Source organism: Cohnella faecalis (genome assembly GCF_003570905.1).
In the GTDB taxonomy this organism is placed as follows: domain Bacteria; phylum Bacillota; class Bacilli; order Paenibacillales; family Paenibacillaceae; genus Cohnella; species Cohnella faecalis.
The window spans coordinates 57,590-72,217 of record NZ_QXJM01000063.1 but is presented as its reverse complement, the minus strand read 5'-3'; the positions used below and the strand labels follow the sequence as shown (position 1 = coordinate 72,217).

Below are 14,628 nucleotides of genomic sequence, written 5' to 3'. Positions count from 1 at the left end.
AATAGAGAGGTCGGATCAATTATGTTTCCATGGAAGTCCGCTGTTTCATCCCTGCTAATAGCAAGCATCTTACTGCCCGCCGGCATCGCCAGCGCGGCCGATACGAGCGTTCAAGGCTACGAGCCTCTTCGCAAACAGATGGACGCGATCGGAGCCTCCATTACGTGGGACAGCGACGACCAATCGGCGCTGGTCAAATTGAAGAACGGTCTGGCCGGAACCTTCACGGTCGGCGAGCAAGAGTATCGTCTGGCAGGAAAACGCGGGGAGCTGAAGGGTGAAGTCAAGCTTGTTAAAGGCAAAATGTATGTTCCTTCCGAATTGCTGCAAGCGATCCTCGCCGAAAACAAAAAATACGCCGATCCGAAGGATGCCATTAAGCCTTACTCCGTGACGGCTCAGGTCGAGACGGCGGCCGTCGAAGACGGGGAGGACGCGGCGGACGATCCCGCCATCTGGCTGGATCCCGCCAACCCGGCGAACTCCAAGCTGATCGCCACCAACAAAGGCGGCGGCCTGCTCGTCTACGATCTGAACGGCAAAGAGCTGCAAAGTTTGAAGGTCGGCAAAATGAACAACATCGACGTCCGTTACGGCTTCCCGCTCGGCGGCAAAAAAGTCGACATCGCGGCCGCGACGAACCGTTCCAAGAACACCGTCGACGTGTTCGTCATCAACGGCAGCACAGGCGAGCTGACCGACGCGGTTGCCGAGCCGATCAAGGCCAAGATGGAGGAAGTGTACGGCTTCAGCCTGTACCACAGCTTGAAAACGGACAAATTCTACGCTCTCGTATTGGGCAAGGAAGGCGAGTTCGAGCAATATGAGCTGTCCGATAACGGCAAAGGCAAAATCGCCGGCAAGCTCGTTCGCGAATTCAAGCTGCCTACCCAATCCGAAGGATTGGTCGCAGACGACGAATACGGCTTCATGTACATCGCGGAAGAAGATTACGCTATCCACAAATTCAGCGCGGAAGCCGACGGCGGCTCCAAATCCGTGGCTACCGTCGACATCGCGGACGGACGGAGGCTGCAGGACGACATCGAAGGCTTGACGATCTATTACGCAGCCGAAGGGCACGGCTACTTGATCGCTTCCAGCCAAGGCAACGATACCTATGCCGTCTATGACCGCGAAGGCAATAACGCATATATTACCAGTTTCAAGATCGCGGATGGCCAAGCGACGGATGGAACGTCCGTTACCGACGGCATCGACGTTCTCGGCTTCGGGCTCGGCGCGCAATTCCCTAACGGAATCTTCGTCGCGCAAGACGATTCCAACATGAACGGCAATAAAGAGCTGAACCAGAACTTCAAGGTCGTACCTTGGGAGTCGATTGCCAAAGGAGCCTCTTCTCCTCTGCGCATAGACAACGCCGTCGATCCTCGCAAGCTCGTCCTGAGAAGCAAATAAGCTTACGCCTCTCAAAAAAACAGGTCTATTCCGCGCAATCGCGGGTATAGACCTGTTTTTTTCATACGGAGTTGCTGCGAAGTCGGAAGCCCCGCCTCATCGGATTCTATTGCGGCAAGAGGCGCCGGTTCACGAATCACCTATATAACGAAAAAAAAGCACCGCGCGGGGTGCTCCTTCTGTGTAAAATCATGAATTCATTGTTTGAACTGATTGGGGCTTGTGTTGACCAGCACGCTGAGCATTTTCTCGCTTTTTACCATGACGGATTGACATTGGGGGCATACCGGCAAGATCGCCAAAGCAAAATTATCCCTCATCCATCCCTTACAAGCTTCATTCGAGCAAGACCAGATCGATGTCAGCTCCATCGGAATGTCTTCCAGCGGTCTTTTCCGAGAATAGTACATAGCCTTCCCTCTTTCTATCCTTGGTTTAGTTGCGAAAAAATAAGGATGCCCCAAACTTTGACGTTCGGGGCATCCGTATCAGCGTCTAGCTTACAGCTTTACAACGTTCTCGGCTTGCGGTCCGCGATTGCCTTGAACCACGTTGAATTCGACGCGCTGGCCTTCGTCCAACGATTTGTAGCCGTCGCCTACGATCGCGCTGAAATGCACGAATACGTCGCTGCCGCCGTCAACCTCGATAAAACCAAATCCTTTGTCTGCGTTAAACCATTTCACTATTCCTGCTTCCATACTCATTACCCCCTAATAAATTTACATGGCCTCTTTATTTACTTAAAAATAAAAAATTCACATATTGTACAAGGTTATTAGCTAAAATAATAACCCTCTACAATATGCGAATAAGGTCAGCATTTCAATATATTCACTGTACCACACTTGCCGAGGAATAACAAACGGGAGTCTTTTCCTTATTCTTTCTGAATTACACCTGCATTAAACGAAAGAAAAATTAATCTACAAGCGGAAAGGATGGCGGCAGCAAAAAAGCGCCTCCGACGTCTTTTGAACGTTGAAGGCGCTTGGCAAAGCGAACATGGAAAAAGGCTGCGAAACTCCACCTTGCTCCCTGTCCGGTTGCGGCGCTATTCTTCCCTGTAGTCTTCGACGATAACCTCGACAGCTCCGGTCTCCGGATCCATGACGAAGCCGTGGACGGGAACGGCCTGCGGAAATAGCGGGTGCCTGCGTATCATCCTGACGCTGTGCATGACGCCTTCCTCCGCTCGTTCGAAGCCGCGCAAAAACTTTTCCATGCGAATGCCGGAATCTTCGAGAGTCTTGATCGCTAACGGATCGATGCCTTGCTCAATGAACTTGCGGACCATCCCTTCCGGATTGATCTCCGTCATCCCGCAGCCGTGGTGTCCAATGACGATAACTTCGCGGGCCCCCAGCTCGTACACGGCCACCAGAATGCTGCGCATCGCGCTTCCGAAAGGCTGGGTCAGAATCGCGCCCGCGTTCTTAATGAACTTCGCGTCTCCGTTCTTAAAGCCGAGCGCCTTCGGCAACAGCTCGCTGAGCCGCGCATCCATGCACGTCAGTATCGCGACTTTCTTATCCGGGTACTTGTCCGTCAAAAAATCCCGATAACGCTTCTCTTCGACGAATTGCTTATTATACGCCAGCAGGCTGGGTACGATGGACATCCTTCTGCCTCCTTGCTCGTTAAGCTCATATCGTTCCTCTACGATTAAGTCTACCATCAATCGTAGGTCAAAACGAGCGAACAAGCTCTAAATTCTGAAGGCAGACGTAACACCGCTTCCCTGAGTCGAGGACGTCTGGCTTATGCGCTTCACTTGGACAGTCAGGTAATAGCCGTAGACGCCATCTTCGATGTTGCGGCCGTTAATTCGATACGATTTACCTGGGGAGCAATCCTTTAAGGCGACTTTGCGATCCTCTTGTTGATCGTAAGCGGCCGTATCGAACGAAAACGCGAATTCGACCAGATCGTCATCGCTCGTAATATCGTCCTTATCCCATAGCTCCCAGACGACGGCAGCGCCTCTGACAACCTCAAATTTTTGCTTCACGTCCGAGAATTGCCCCTTCGTCATGCTAAGGTAGGGTTGATCCACCGGCCATGCCTTGACTCCGTTCTTGGTCAAATAAACTTCGTCATAGATGCCGAAGCTGCCGTTCTCTTGCGGTTGTACGCATGTGACAAGCTCGATGTTAACTTCCAGGTTGAACAGCTCGTTCGGCGTGCCCGGCTCCTTGTGGTTCGTCCAGCTCCACTGCTGACCGTTCAACCCGTTCACCCAAAGACTGCCGTCGTCGCAAAGAACGAAGCAGTAGGGATTGTCGCCTACCTCGACAGCGCCTGCTCCTTTGACGATCGTTCGTCCCGGCGGCTTTTGCTGATTGGACCAGAACCATGCGCTGCCGTTCCATCCATTCAGCCACAGATTGCCGTCATCGCAGAGAACGAAGTAAGACGGCAGATTTCGGATACCGAGAAGGCCGGAGCCTTCCGTCGCCTTGATGCCGGCCGGCACGTTCTGGGAAGTCCATTCCCACCGGGATTGCCCGCTGTCCCACCAATTTGACCACACCTCCCCATCCGCGCTCACGACAAAATAATACGGACGGTTATCGATGCCCACAGCTCCTATCGAGCTTGCGATAGTAAGGGCGGCCGGCTTGTTCTGATCGTACCACACCCATTCGCTCATGCTGCTCCCGGTCATGTAGTTGGATAACACCATACCGTCACTGCAATTGAAGAAGCCATAAGCGCGATAATCGTCCACTACGCATGCGCCGATTCCCGCCGCCGCGAGCTTGCCGCCCGGTATGCGCTGATTGCTCCATGCCCAATCGCTCCCATTCCAATAATGGACGAACGCCTGACCGTTATTGTGCACGAGGTACAGCGGACTGCTCTGAACCGACACGGCTCCGATCGGACCTGCGATCTTGCCGGAGAAATCGGAAGGGCTTGGGTGCAATGTCCATTGCCATTTCGACGCTGCCCCATGCCACCAGTTGAAATACAGATTCCCGTCCGAGCATTGAACGAACACATAGGGTCTTTCATCCCCCGTTTTGACGACACCGAAAGGCAATAGAACCGTTGTGCCATCCGGCCTTCCATGATCGGACCAAACCCATTCGTAGCCGTCCCACCAGTTGCACCATAGATGGCCGTCTTTTCCGATGACGAAGCAGTACGGCCGCTCTCCGACCGCAATGATTCCGGCGGGAACCGCGAAAGGAGCCAGCTCGATTGGAAAAAGAAAATCGGGGTTATCGTCCGTGAAGGTCGCGGAAATATTCATATCGTTAAATAGCTCGCTGCCGTCCACCAAAATTTGAAGCCCTAGCAAATCCCAATCGGAGCCTCCCTTGGTTTTCTCCAGCTTGCAATTTCGGAAGCCGTTCAGCAGCAGCCCGTTGCCGAGAGGCAGCTCCAGCACGAACGTATCCGACTGGCCTGCGCGGAACGGAACGAGATTGTTGACCGGGCGGTCGAGATTGAATTCGAAGCCGCCTGCCCCGCTATCGTCAAGCCCGATGAAAAACGACACTTTGTCTGTCGTAGCTGCTTCGTAGTTGTCGCTGGTGAAGGTTCTAAGTACGATATAAGAGACAAGCTTATTCGGATCGCGTTCGAAATCGGCGGCGGGAACGCCGAGAGCTCGTCTTCTTGTCGGAGCCGACGGCTCAAGAAGATCGATATAATTGGCAATTCTGTGCCCGTTGGCGGCGGGAAGCCGGATTTGCCCGTCCACCTTGCAGAAGGGGTCGTCACCCTGAAAAAAGGACTTCGTTGCAAAGTTATTGAACCACTCGATTTGGTCGTTGGGATCGAGATAGTGATTGCTTTGGAAATGGGCTCCCAACGTTTTGTAATAGGAGGCGAAAGCCCGATTGCCGACGACAGGGCTTCCATACGTATAGACGGCGAGCTTCTTGGGGGGCTTCGTCGAAAATCGGCCTTGCCATAGATCCACAATGGATAACGTCGCCAAGGCGGCTCCAAGACTGTGTCCGGTAATATAGATGCTCAAATCCATCATAGGCCCCAGCTCTTTCACGAGGCGATCCAATCGAACCGTTATCGAGTTGCTCGCGCTTTGCCACGCTGCCAGAAAGCCGACTCCTACCTTCGTCCCGTTCCATGGAGAGTAAGCCAGATTTTTCAGATCGCGCAGCCAATCGATCCACTCGTAGCTGCCTCGAAAAGCGATGACGACTTCCTGCGTTTCCTTGGAAAAGATAATAAACCCCTGCGTATCGGTAGCGGGGATGTCGAAAAAGTAGTCCTCCTTGAACGTCCACGGCGACTCGGAACCGGAATAAACGGCCTGCAGAACTGCGGGAGGATCATAAGCGCGAAGGGAGCATTGAGCCAAAAAATAGGGAGCGTAATCGCCTTGAATAATCGGTTCGCTCATTATTGTTTTCTCCTTCCTTAAGGGCCGGCTTGGGGTATGGGAACCCTCTTAGAAATTACAATATTTCGCAATCATCCTCCAATAGTACGCAAGTGCTGTTGTTGCGACAGGAGATGCTGTCGCATGGAGGGAGAGGACGCCCGACGCAGGATGCGGAATCCCGGTCAGGTAAAAGCGCGCAAAAAAAGGAGCCGCGGCGATAACACCGGACTCTCTCTCGGGATGCATGCTATTATTCTTCCCTGTAATCTTCGACGATGAGCTCGATCTCGCCAAATCCTCGCCGGAAGCACTATCCATTCGTTGGCGGGCGGTGACTATACGAAAGCATAAAAGCGAAGTATACTTACTGAGCGAAACGGTCGGCCTGAAGGATTGTTACCTACTAGTAAGATAGCCAGAGCATCTTTCGGGACGCTGCTGAGTCCAGAAGTAGAAAGAGATGACCCGAATGGGAAAAATTTTTGTGCTGTACGGTCCTTCCGCTTCCGGAAAAACCGAAATCCAAAAGCAGATCACTTCCGGCCGTTTGCCTCGAATCATCACCGCGACTACAAGAGCGCCGAGAGACAACGAAATCGATGGTGAACATTATATTTTCATGTCTAAAAGCGAGTTTCGCAGTCAGATCGAAAACGGTCGTTTTATCGAATGGACCGAGTACGGCAACGAGCTTTACGGCACGTTAAAAGATAGCGCGGAAAATATCGTTTCCGGCAATGGAAGCGCCAATATTATTTTGGATTTTGCCGGTGTCCGCGCCCTTAAGCGGCTATACGCGGACACCTTCGCTATTTTTATCGGGGCAAATATCGAGAGCATTGAAAGAAGGCTTCTTCTTCGAGCCGGTACGGACGAGGAATTGAACGGACGGCTGACGAGAGCTAGAGAGCTGGAGTTGAGTCCGGAATACCTCGCATTAGCTGATGCCGTTGTTTGGAATGACGACGGAGCCGATTTTGAAGAAACGCTGGCTAAAGTACAAGGGATTATTTCAAGCTCGATGTAAGTTAGTTTTTCGATCCCGTGATGTGTTTTGCTTACTCGACAGCACCCTTTTCACGCAATAGCTCAGCGACTTTCAGATTTCCTCTTTCTATCGCGATGGAAAGCGCCGAAGCTCCCCCCTCCCGCTTGGCATGAACGTCGGCTCCGAATTCGATCAATAGATTCGCCATTTCCCAATTGTCATCGTGAAAAGCAGCGACATGAAGACAAGTGTGGCCGTTGCTGTCAAAAATGTTGGTTGCCGCTCCGCGCTCCAGCAGCAGTCCGATCACTTCCATGCTCCTCTCCCCCGCAATCGCGGCGTGGAGTGCGGTATTGGAAGGAATATAGCCGACTTTGGAATGCGACAGCGCGTTGATGACGGCTCCATAATCCAGCAGCACAGCTGCCGCCTGCGCATGGCCGAAGTGCGCCGCAAATCCCAGCGGCGTCAGCCCCTCCGCGTTTTCCATGTTGGCCAATGCAGGATTGGAGCTCAGCAGGCGCATTAATTGCGGGGCATTTCCAGTTTGAGCTGCTGCAAAGACATCGTTAATCATTTTCAACCTCCTCGACCTTCAAGGTATTTAATTATTTCGCGGCTACAACCGCTCCAACTAGCTTTTAACCTCTTCAAGCCCCCAAGTTAGTACATCCAACCGCTCCGAATAGTGCAAGAGAGGCTGAGTAGGAGGCAAACGGACTCCTGCCCTATTACCAAGGGTGTTTGTAAAGATCTCTGCTTCCGCATGTTGCAGCATCCACGGCTCATGAAGAATATCGCAGCGGAACAAACGATCCTTATGGTGGGAATATAGACAATATCTTTCCGTCAGCCAATAGTCCAGCGTGCCTTTTTGCGACACAAATGGTTCTGAAATAGGCCGGTACTTTCCTTCGAACTGAAACTTGTCGTCTGCCCCTATTCTATTGGAGCGAAATAAGATTTCTTCGTTCTCTTTGTTCATTCCAATTTCCGCGTAATAGTAAGGCAAGTGGTAGAATTGCCTCGCAGCCTTCACCGCCAATAAATGGGCTGCATCCAAGCTAAAGAAGTAAACCCCGGACGCATGGCCGTTTGTTACATACGTTCGCACATTGATCTCGGCAAAGCTTGATGTGAATGGAACAGGAGGAAGGCCCCTTAATCGAATCCCGCTCATATGAAAGGGAACAACGCCTATCCAAGCCTGCCCTTCGAATAAGTCGAGCTTTAATTTGCCGGGGATCAATGGGGCAAGAACATCTGCTGCTACGGGCCAATGAGCAAACAACAGTCGGTGCCAGACTTGTTTCATTCTCCAAGGTTTAGACGGGATTGGCCATGGGCGATGATCCGTTCTCATACGAAGCAGCCTCCAAAGTGAGCTTAGTTCGGAATGGGCTTATACTTGCGAAAAATCGGCACCCCTTCAAAGGATGCCGATCTTAATCAAGCCAGCAAGTACACTCTCGCCTCGTAAGGCTTCAATACGATTCTCTCCGAAGCGATAGTCTCGCCCTCTGTCGGATAGTTGCCGATGAGCAGCTTCGCTTGCCCCTTAACGAACGGTTCCGGAAGCGTCCACTCCGGGGTGCCGCCGTAGAAGTTCATGATCGCAAGCAGACTTTGGCCGCCCAACGTCCTCTTGTACGCCATTATTTCTCCATGCTCCCAAGCCAGCATTTCGAAATCTCCGTAGACGATGACTTCATGCTGCTTCCGAAGCTGAATCAACTGGCGGTAATAATGGAAAATGGATTGCGGATCGGCCAGCGCTTGCGCGGCGTTAATGTCCTTGTAATTCGGATTAACCTGCAGCCACGGCGTTCCCGTAGTGAATCCCCCATGGAGGGTATCGTCCCACTGGATCGGAGTGCGCGCATTGTCCCGTCCCTTAATATGGATCGCTTTCAACAAATCGGCTTCATTCGCGCCTCGCTCGATTTGCTCCTTGTAATAGTTCAAAATCTCAATATCCTGATAATCGGCAATGGACGGGAACTGCACGTTGGTCATGCCGATCTCTTCGCCTTGATAGATGTAGGGAGTCCCTTGCTGCATATGCAGGTACGTCGCCAGCATCTTCGCCGACTCTACCCGATAACGGCCGTCGTCGCCAAAGCGGGAAACCATGCGCGGCTGATCGTGATTGTTCATGTACAAGCTGTTCCAGCCTTTGCCCTGCAAGGAGGTCTGCCACTTGTTCGCATTCTCTCGCAGCGCCGCAAGCGTCCAAGGGCGAACGTCCCATTTGCCATTGCCGGAGTCCAGATCCATATGCTCGAACTGGAACACCATATCGACCTCTTGGCTTTCCGGCGAGGTGTATTTGACAGCTTCCTCCGGCGTAACGCCCGGCATTTCACCTACCGTCATGCAATCGTATTTGGACAGCACTTCCCGGTTCATCTCATGCAGAAACTCATGAATTCGAGGCCCGTTCATGAAGTACTCCCCGCCCCAATGGTACCCGCCGCCTTCGCCCGGAGCGTCTGGATATGCGGTATCCTTCGAGATGAAATTGACGACATCCATTCGGAAGCCGTCGATTCCCTTGTCCAGCCACCAGGTCATCATATCGTAGATTTCGCGCTTCAGCTTGTCGCTTTCCCAGTTCAAGTCCGGCTGCTTGGACGAAAATAAATGAAGGAAGTATTCATCCGTCGTTTCGTCATACTTCCAGGCGGAGCCGCTGAACACGGACACCCAGTTGTTCGGCTCCTTGCCGTCTTTGCCGGGACGCCATATGTAATAATCCCTCTTCGGATTGTCCTTCGAGCTTCTCGATTCGACGAACCACGCATGCTCGTCGGAGCTGTGGTTCACGACCAAATCCATGATCAGCTTAATTCCCCGCAGATGAGCTTCCTTCAAAAACAGCTCCCAATCGGCCATCGTCCCGAAATCCTTCAAGATGGAACGATAATCGGAAATATCGTAGCCGTTGTCGTCATTCGGCGATTCATAAACAGGGCTGAGCCAGATAACGTCGATTCCTAACGTCTTCAAATAATCCAGCTTGGAGATAATGCCGGGCAAATCCCCGATTCCGTCGCCGTTGCTATCCATGAAGCTCCTCGGATAAATCTGATAGACGACGCTTTCCTTCCACCATTTCTTCTGCATGCCAATCCCTCCTACGCAGAGAATACTGGGAACGGATACAAAATTCAATTTCATTACATGTGCGGTTATTACGGTTTAAGGTGCATTCCCCTTTTACCCGCCTGAAAAGGAAAACCTCCATCCCCGCTTTGGCAGTAGAGATGGAGGCTTTGCGCCGAAGCGCTAATCGATTCGTTGAGCCTGGGCGGCCTTCAATACCATCGGCTGGAGCCGCTTGACGCCGTCCTCCGCGTTGCCGCGGGTCGTTTGTATCCGGGTCATCGTATCGAGCTGGATGAACTGGACTTTCTTGCGGGCGGCTTCGATCAGCACGACGTCGATCGCACCTTGAGCTTTGAGCGCATCCAGCTTGGCGAGTATTTCCACTGCCTTCAGCCGGGTATCGGCTTCGATGGCGCGTCCTTGATCCGCGCACAGCGTAGCCGCGTTAAGCGCCTCTTGCGTCAGCTTTTCGTAGGCGTCCAGAGTGTCGTTGTACGTGCGCGCAAGCTCCGGGCTTTCCTTCAGCGCCGGCGCCAGCACGATCAATCCCATCTTGTTCATTCCTTCCCAAGGGTCCTGCGGAATATCGCGCACGGCAGCAAGCACAAGGCCGGTCTGGCGGACGTATTCGTCCAGATTTCGCTGGATTTGCTCGATCGCGTCGTCGAACGGTTTCATGTTCTCGACCGCTGTAACGACGATAAGCAAGTATTGAAAATGAATCTTATGAAAATCGAGAATCTTCTTCGCGACCGGAATTTCGATCAGCTGCTTCAGCATGCCGAACAGCAGCTTGTAGCGCATTGTCAGATCGCGATAATCGGTCGTCGCTTTCTTCCCGTTCTCCAACGCTTGATTCTGTATCATTCGCGTATTGAGCACAAGCATATTCGGATCGGACATCGGCTGCGTTCTCCCCTCCCGCTCGTTACTTAATTCCGGCGAGAACGCCGCTGCCGCTTGCCGAAGAACCGGAAGCTTCGCTGTCGCCCTCGACGATTACCGGAGCCGGATTCAGCAGGCCGTAGATTTTGGCTGCCAGCTCGTCTCGCGATTCAAGAATGTCGAGCGCAAGCAGCTTCATCTTCATCTCCGACTCGAGCAAATCGTTGCGCAGCGATTTCTCGCGAACGGTTTCCGACTGCAGGTTACGCGAGTAATCGTCCAGCGCCTCGCCTTGGCCGAGCAGTGCTTCGACGATAACGCCTTCGGTGCGGAGCACGTGGCGGTTGGCTGCCAGAATGATGCCGGGCACCGAGATGTTCGTACCGGCCGCTTCGTCGGCGTAGGTGGAGACGTAGTCCTTCTTGACGCGAAGATAGTTGGAAAGCGGGATGACGTTGCCGTTCTCGTCCTTGAACGGCTCTTCCTCGACAAAACGGTGGTGGCGATCCTGATAATCGAAAATATTGGTCATCTGATTGATGATGGCGTTACGGACTTCCTGACGCTTGCTGGCGATAATGATGTCCCCGAGCAGCGCATCGAGCTGCGGAAGCGTTACTTCCGTATACGTATGCTTCTCTTGGCCGTTAACGATATCGACCTTGAAGAATCCGATCCGCAGATCCACGAGGTGGAGCAGCGTGATGAACTCCTGGTTCATCTGGCGGAAGACGAAATTAAGCGTTCGGCTTACGTTAATATTCTCGATTTCGCGAATGATCGAGCTTTCTTCGCCGGCCGTCGTCTTCACCTCGTAGTTCGTATTGATTTGCACGTCGCGGCGAGCGGACGCCCTGGCTACGTGCTTCTGCGTGCTGTTCGAGATGTTGCGGGCGAACTGATCGCGGGCCGCATTCGTGCCTCCGCTGGCAGACGCGCTGATCGAGGCGCTGCCCCATCCCCAGCTCGCTCCGGCTTCCGCGCTTACCTTGTATTCGAAGCTTTCCTTGTAATTTTTTTGGTCCGTCTGCTCGTTGCCCATCGATTTCTCGAACTCGTCGGCGATATCGTCGGTTACGGAATCGAGAATGGTAGACGCCGTCTTGGCCGATTCTTCGCTCTGAGTATACGAACGGATACTGATCTTTGTCTTCTCTCCCGGCAAAAGAGAAGTCGTCTTAATCATGCCTCCCGCACCGTAATTCCCTAGGAACGAAGACATCCGATACGATTCGACTAGAATGATTCGTTTCAATCTGGAGCTGACTTCGGGCAATATCGTTACGTTAACGGATACCGTCTTCTCGATCGTGTTGTTCGCGAGATCCGTACAGCGCGCCGTCAAAATATGAATGCCCGGCTCCGTTACGCTGAAGGTCGCTTTCCACGTCGACCAGTCTCCCGGCGCCTTCTCGGCAGCCCGGATGAACACCGGGTTCAGGTCGAGAGAAACCTCGACGACCTTGATGCCGCCGGCATCCTGCGCCGTACCGGTAACCTCGATAATGGCCCCTTTCGAATTCGTGCCCGCAATCTGCGCGTTGTTGAGCGGCGAGGTGATCGTAAGGCTGGGCGGGCGGCGTCAACGCTGACCGTCAAGCTCTTCGTCGCGGCGTTGCCGGTGGCGTCGCTGCATTTGACCACGATGGCATGATTGCCCGGCGCAAGCTGGAGCGTCTTCTTCCAGTTCGCCCACGCGTTGCCCGTCTCCGCCAGCACAAACGCCCCGTTGTCGACCGAAATCTCGACCTTGCCGACCGAACGGTCGTCCGAGGCCGTTCCTTCAACGACAACGCTAGCCGTCGCTGCGCCGTTCGTCGAGTAGGATTGACCCGCGTTCGGAGCGGTAATGGACAGCGTCGGAAGAGTGACATCCGGTTGCGGGGCGATGGAGACGGTGACATTGATTTTGCGGGTAGCCGTCTTGGTGCGCCCGCTTGGTAGGCTTTGGCGGTAATCGTCAATGGACCTGCTGTCGTTACCGAGACGTTCGGGTAGACCCAGCTCCCGTCGGCATTTAGTTGCGCATTCTGATACACGCCGCTTCCGATTTGAACCTGGACTTTGCCGACCGCGCCATCCCCGGCTTCGACGTATGCATTGCCTCGAACGTCGAATATCGCTCCCGAATACGGACCGTTGATCGTCGCGTTTCGCTCATTTGTTAAATCGACGAATAACGAAATTCGGAAGCCCCGCGACCATAAGGATAATCGGTTCCTTCGCTATCAGAAGCTTCAGAACGAAAAGGAATGGCAGCGGCAAAGCGGCTTGGCTTATCGCTCGGCATCGACGAAGTTGTTTGTGGCGAGGACCGGTCATCGACTTGTAGAGGTTCAGCTTTTTGCCTTCCGCTTCCATGCGGGCGACCTCTTCCGCCTGAAATAACGAAGGCGGTGTTCGAGAGGTTGGAAGAAACGAGCAACGAGGATACAGCCAAGCAAGAGTGGAATAAAGCAAGCGAGGCAGCGAATGTCTTGTTGCTCAAGTCCGATGGAATTAAAGTGATGGTCGAGACGATCCAAAAAGCGGATAAATACATCGATATCCTCATGTTCGAGCTTTCGCATCCCGAAATCGTAATCGCATTAATCGAGGCGGCCGATCGAGGTGTAGCAGTTAGAGTCATCGTCTCCAACCATAAATCTTACTCTAACAACAAGAACTATGAATCGTTGACCCAGGCCGGGATTCCGATTAGGATGAAGTCTAATCTCCATTCCAAGCAGATTATCCTGGACGAAAAATATGTCCTCACCGGATCCTTGAACGCCTCGGTCGTCAAGCATGACAACAAGGAAAGCTTGGAGGTTTTTCGCGAAGAAGCCAGGGTCGGTGCATACATCGCTCAATTTCAAAAACTGTGGCTTGATCCGCAAACGAGAGATTTCAAAGCCTATCGAAAAACGGTATAATGAAGCAAAATAAGGATAAAAAAGGGAGCCTTGAAATGACAGACAAAAATCGCCCCGCCGCTTCGTCCAAAGACCCGAGAATACATAACGAATCGGTGGACAAGCCTACTATCGTTCCGCCGCCGCGAAAATAACGGTCTGCCTTTTGGACGAGGACTATTTTCCGGAAGCTCCCCGCTTCTTTTTCAACCGTGGGGGCAGCAGCCCTTCGGCCTCGGAGCCCCAATGCTTCTTAAGGGCCTTAATTGTCATCTCATAATTAAACACCTTAACATACGAGCCAGACTTCATATCGTAAAATTGCCCCTCAACCTCTATTTCATTTTTCTCGATAAATTCAAGGTCAAAATCCCGCAGATGTTGAATGTACAAGTGGCGTTCCGGCTCGAAAGGCCGGGATGCTTTTTGTATGCAGCCGTAAATAACGGGACCGTCCTTCTTGTCTATTCTTCCAACCTCTACGACCTGAGTATCGTTGCCGAGAAATACTTCGTCCCATACCGACGAGCTTTTGGACAGCGGGGCCAGCTTTCGGCTTTTGCGAACCCAATTGACCAGACCCGTGAAGATCGGATAATGAATCCATTTGGCCCAGACCAGTCCGACAACGAAGCTAATCACGGTACTTGCTATGACAAAAGCAATTAAATAGCTTATATTGTCCGAAGCGTTCTTAAGCTGCGTAAGCGTCCAAATTTCGGTGAAATTAGAAGTGACTATGTCCGAAAAAGGATGGCTGTTATTTATCCGCACGAGCCAATTAAGAGCATAAATCGCCGATGCCGATACCGGGAACCATAACAATACCGTAATGGCCGTGAACTCGGCGGGGCTATGTTTGACTACGGGATTAACCCCGAAATACTGAACCCAGAAGTAGAGCAGCAAGCCGGGCAAGAGAAAGATTATCGTTCCGATTAAGCTGTCCATGGAATCCACCTCCTCTTATGAGT

Annotated in this window: 14 protein-coding genes and 1 pseudogene; 3 read left to right on the top strand and 12 right to left on the bottom strand. The window is 52.6% G+C overall.

Annotated features, from left to right (window positions below; translation table 11 throughout):
- The first annotated feature begins 21 nt into the window (after window positions 1–21).
- On the top strand, window positions 22–1,419 hold the full coding sequence (locus tag D3H35_RS29850) for a phytase (protein ID WP_119152686.1): 1,398 nt from the start codon (window positions 22–24) through the stop codon (window positions 1,417–1,419).
- A 197-nt stretch (window positions 1,420–1,616) separates the two neighbouring features.
- On the opposite strand, the gene D3H35_RS29845 is transcribed toward D3H35_RS29850, so the two are convergent.
- The 4 genes from D3H35_RS29845 to D3H35_RS29830 form a co-directional block, all read right to left on the bottom strand.
- Window positions 1,617–1,829 (bottom strand): cold-shock protein, encoded by a 213-nt coding sequence (locus tag D3H35_RS29845; protein ID WP_119152685.1) that lies wholly within the window; start codon window positions 1,827–1,829, stop codon window positions 1,617–1,619.
- A 90-nt stretch (window positions 1,830–1,919) separates the two neighbouring features.
- Window positions 1,920–2,120, bottom strand: coding sequence for a cold-shock protein (locus D3H35_RS29840; RefSeq protein WP_119152684.1), 201 nt, complete (start codon window positions 2,118–2,120; stop codon window positions 1,920–1,922).
- 353 nt (window positions 2,121–2,473) lie between these two features.
- Window positions 2,474–3,040 (bottom strand): beta-class carbonic anhydrase, encoded by a 567-nt coding sequence (locus tag D3H35_RS29835; RefSeq protein ID WP_119152683.1) that lies wholly within the window; start codon window positions 3,038–3,040, stop codon window positions 2,474–2,476.
- A gap of 87 nt (window positions 3,041–3,127) precedes the next feature.
- Window positions 3,128–5,797: a lipase family protein gene (locus D3H35_RS29830; RefSeq protein ID WP_119152682.1), complete on the bottom strand. Its 2,670-nt coding sequence runs from the start codon at window positions 5,795–5,797 to the stop codon at window positions 3,128–3,130.
- 451 nt (window positions 5,798–6,248) lie between these two features.
- Between D3H35_RS29830 and D3H35_RS29825 the strand changes: the two genes are divergently transcribed.
- Window positions 6,249–6,806, top strand: a complete 558-nt coding sequence (locus tag D3H35_RS29825; RefSeq protein WP_158594374.1) for a guanylate kinase — start codon at window positions 6,249–6,251, stop codon at window positions 6,804–6,806.
- 31 nt (window positions 6,807–6,837) lie between these two features.
- Here the strand turns inward: D3H35_RS29825 and D3H35_RS29820 are convergent, their stop codons facing one another.
- The 7 genes and pseudogenes from D3H35_RS29820 to D3H35_RS31090 form a co-directional block, all read right to left on the bottom strand.
- Window positions 6,838–7,344, bottom strand: a complete 507-nt coding sequence (locus tag D3H35_RS29820; protein ID WP_119152680.1) for an ankyrin repeat domain-containing protein — start codon at window positions 7,342–7,344, stop codon at window positions 6,838–6,840.
- A gap of 57 nt (window positions 7,345–7,401) precedes the next feature.
- Window positions 7,402–8,130 (bottom strand): YqjF family protein, encoded by a 729-nt coding sequence (locus D3H35_RS29815; RefSeq protein WP_119152679.1) that lies wholly within the window; start codon window positions 8,128–8,130, stop codon window positions 7,402–7,404.
- An 86-nt stretch (window positions 8,131–8,216) separates the two neighbouring features.
- Window positions 8,217–9,893, bottom strand: coding sequence for a glycoside hydrolase family 13 protein (locus tag D3H35_RS29810; protein WP_119152678.1), 1,677 nt, complete (start codon window positions 9,891–9,893; stop codon window positions 8,217–8,219).
- A gap of 162 nt (window positions 9,894–10,055) precedes the next feature.
- Complete coding sequence (locus D3H35_RS29805) at window positions 10,056–10,778, bottom strand: hypothetical protein (protein ID WP_119152677.1); 723 nt, start codon at window positions 10,776–10,778, stop codon at window positions 10,056–10,058.
- Between the two features lie 25 nt (window positions 10,779–10,803).
- On the bottom strand, window positions 10,804–12,321 hold the full coding sequence (locus D3H35_RS29800; RefSeq protein WP_158594377.1) for a hypothetical protein: 1,518 nt from the start codon (window positions 12,319–12,321) through the stop codon (window positions 10,804–10,806).
- A 137-nt stretch (window positions 12,322–12,458) separates the two neighbouring features.
- Window positions 12,459–12,611 (bottom strand): annotated as a pseudogene (locus D3H35_RS35270) (Ig-like domain-containing protein); the annotation flags it as partial.
- Window positions 12,612–12,917: 306 nt separating this feature from the next.
- Window positions 12,918–13,121 carry a hypothetical protein gene (locus D3H35_RS31090; RefSeq protein ID WP_158594373.1) on the bottom strand — a complete coding sequence of 68 codons (204 nt, stop codon included), beginning with the start codon at window positions 13,119–13,121 and terminating at the stop codon, window positions 12,918–12,920.
- 47 nt (window positions 13,122–13,168) lie between these two features.
- On the opposite strand from D3H35_RS31090, the gene D3H35_RS29795 reads away from it, so the two are divergent.
- The gene (locus D3H35_RS29795) at window positions 13,169–13,675 is read left to right on the top strand and encodes a phospholipase D-like domain-containing protein (RefSeq protein ID WP_158594372.1); all 507 of its coding nucleotides are present in this window, start codon (window positions 13,169–13,171) and stop codon (window positions 13,673–13,675) included.
- A 156-nt stretch (window positions 13,676–13,831) separates the two neighbouring features.
- Here the strand turns inward: D3H35_RS29795 and D3H35_RS29790 are convergent, their stop codons facing one another.
- A complete protein-coding gene (locus D3H35_RS29790) occupies window positions 13,832–14,605 on the bottom strand; it encodes a DUF6338 family protein (protein ID WP_119152674.1) in 774 nt (257 codons plus the stop codon).
- Between the last annotated feature and the right edge of the window lie 23 nt (window positions 14,606–14,628).

What these genes read in the sequence shown, in the direction of transcription:
- D3H35_RS29850 (WP_119152686.1), top strand. Translation starts at nt 22, where the DNA reads ATGTTTCCATGGAAGTCCGCTGTTTCATCCCTGCTAATAGCAAGCATC.
- D3H35_RS29845 (WP_119152685.1), bottom strand. Translation starts at nt 1,829, where the DNA reads ATGTACTATTCTCGGAAAAGACCGCTGGAAGACATTCCGATGGAGCTG.
- D3H35_RS29840 (WP_119152684.1), bottom strand. Translation starts at nt 2,120, where the DNA reads ATGGAAGCAGGAATAGTGAAATGGTTTAACGCAGACAAAGGATTTGGT.
- D3H35_RS29835 (WP_119152683.1), bottom strand. Translation starts at nt 3,040, where the DNA reads ATGTCCATCGTACCCAGCCTGCTGGCGTATAATAAGCAATTCGTCGAA.
- D3H35_RS29830 (WP_119152682.1), bottom strand. Translation starts at nt 5,797, where the DNA reads ATGAGCGAACCGATTATTCAAGGCGATTACGCTCCCTATTTTTTGGCT.
- D3H35_RS29825 (WP_158594374.1), top strand. Translation starts at nt 6,249, where the DNA reads ATGGGAAAAATTTTTGTGCTGTACGGTCCTTCCGCTTCCGGAAAAACC.
- D3H35_RS29820 (WP_119152680.1), bottom strand. Translation starts at nt 7,344, where the DNA reads ATGATTAACGATGTCTTTGCAGCAGCTCAAACTGGAAATGCCCCGCAA.
- D3H35_RS29815 (WP_119152679.1), bottom strand. Translation starts at nt 8,130, where the DNA reads ATGAGAACGGATCATCGCCCATGGCCAATCCCGTCTAAACCTTGGAGA.
- D3H35_RS29810 (WP_119152678.1), bottom strand. Translation starts at nt 9,893, where the DNA reads ATGCAGAAGAAATGGTGGAAGGAAAGCGTCGTCTATCAGATTTATCCG.
- D3H35_RS29805 (WP_119152677.1), bottom strand. Translation starts at nt 10,778, where the DNA reads ATGTCCGATCCGAATATGCTTGTGCTCAATACGCGAATGATACAGAAT.
- D3H35_RS31090 (WP_158594373.1), bottom strand. Translation starts at nt 13,121, where the DNA reads ATGGAAGCGGAAGGCAAAAAGCTGAACCTCTACAAGTCGATGACCGGT.
- D3H35_RS29790 (WP_119152674.1), bottom strand. Translation starts at nt 14,605, where the DNA reads ATGGACAGCTTAATCGGAACGATAATCTTTCTCTTGCCCGGCTTGCTG.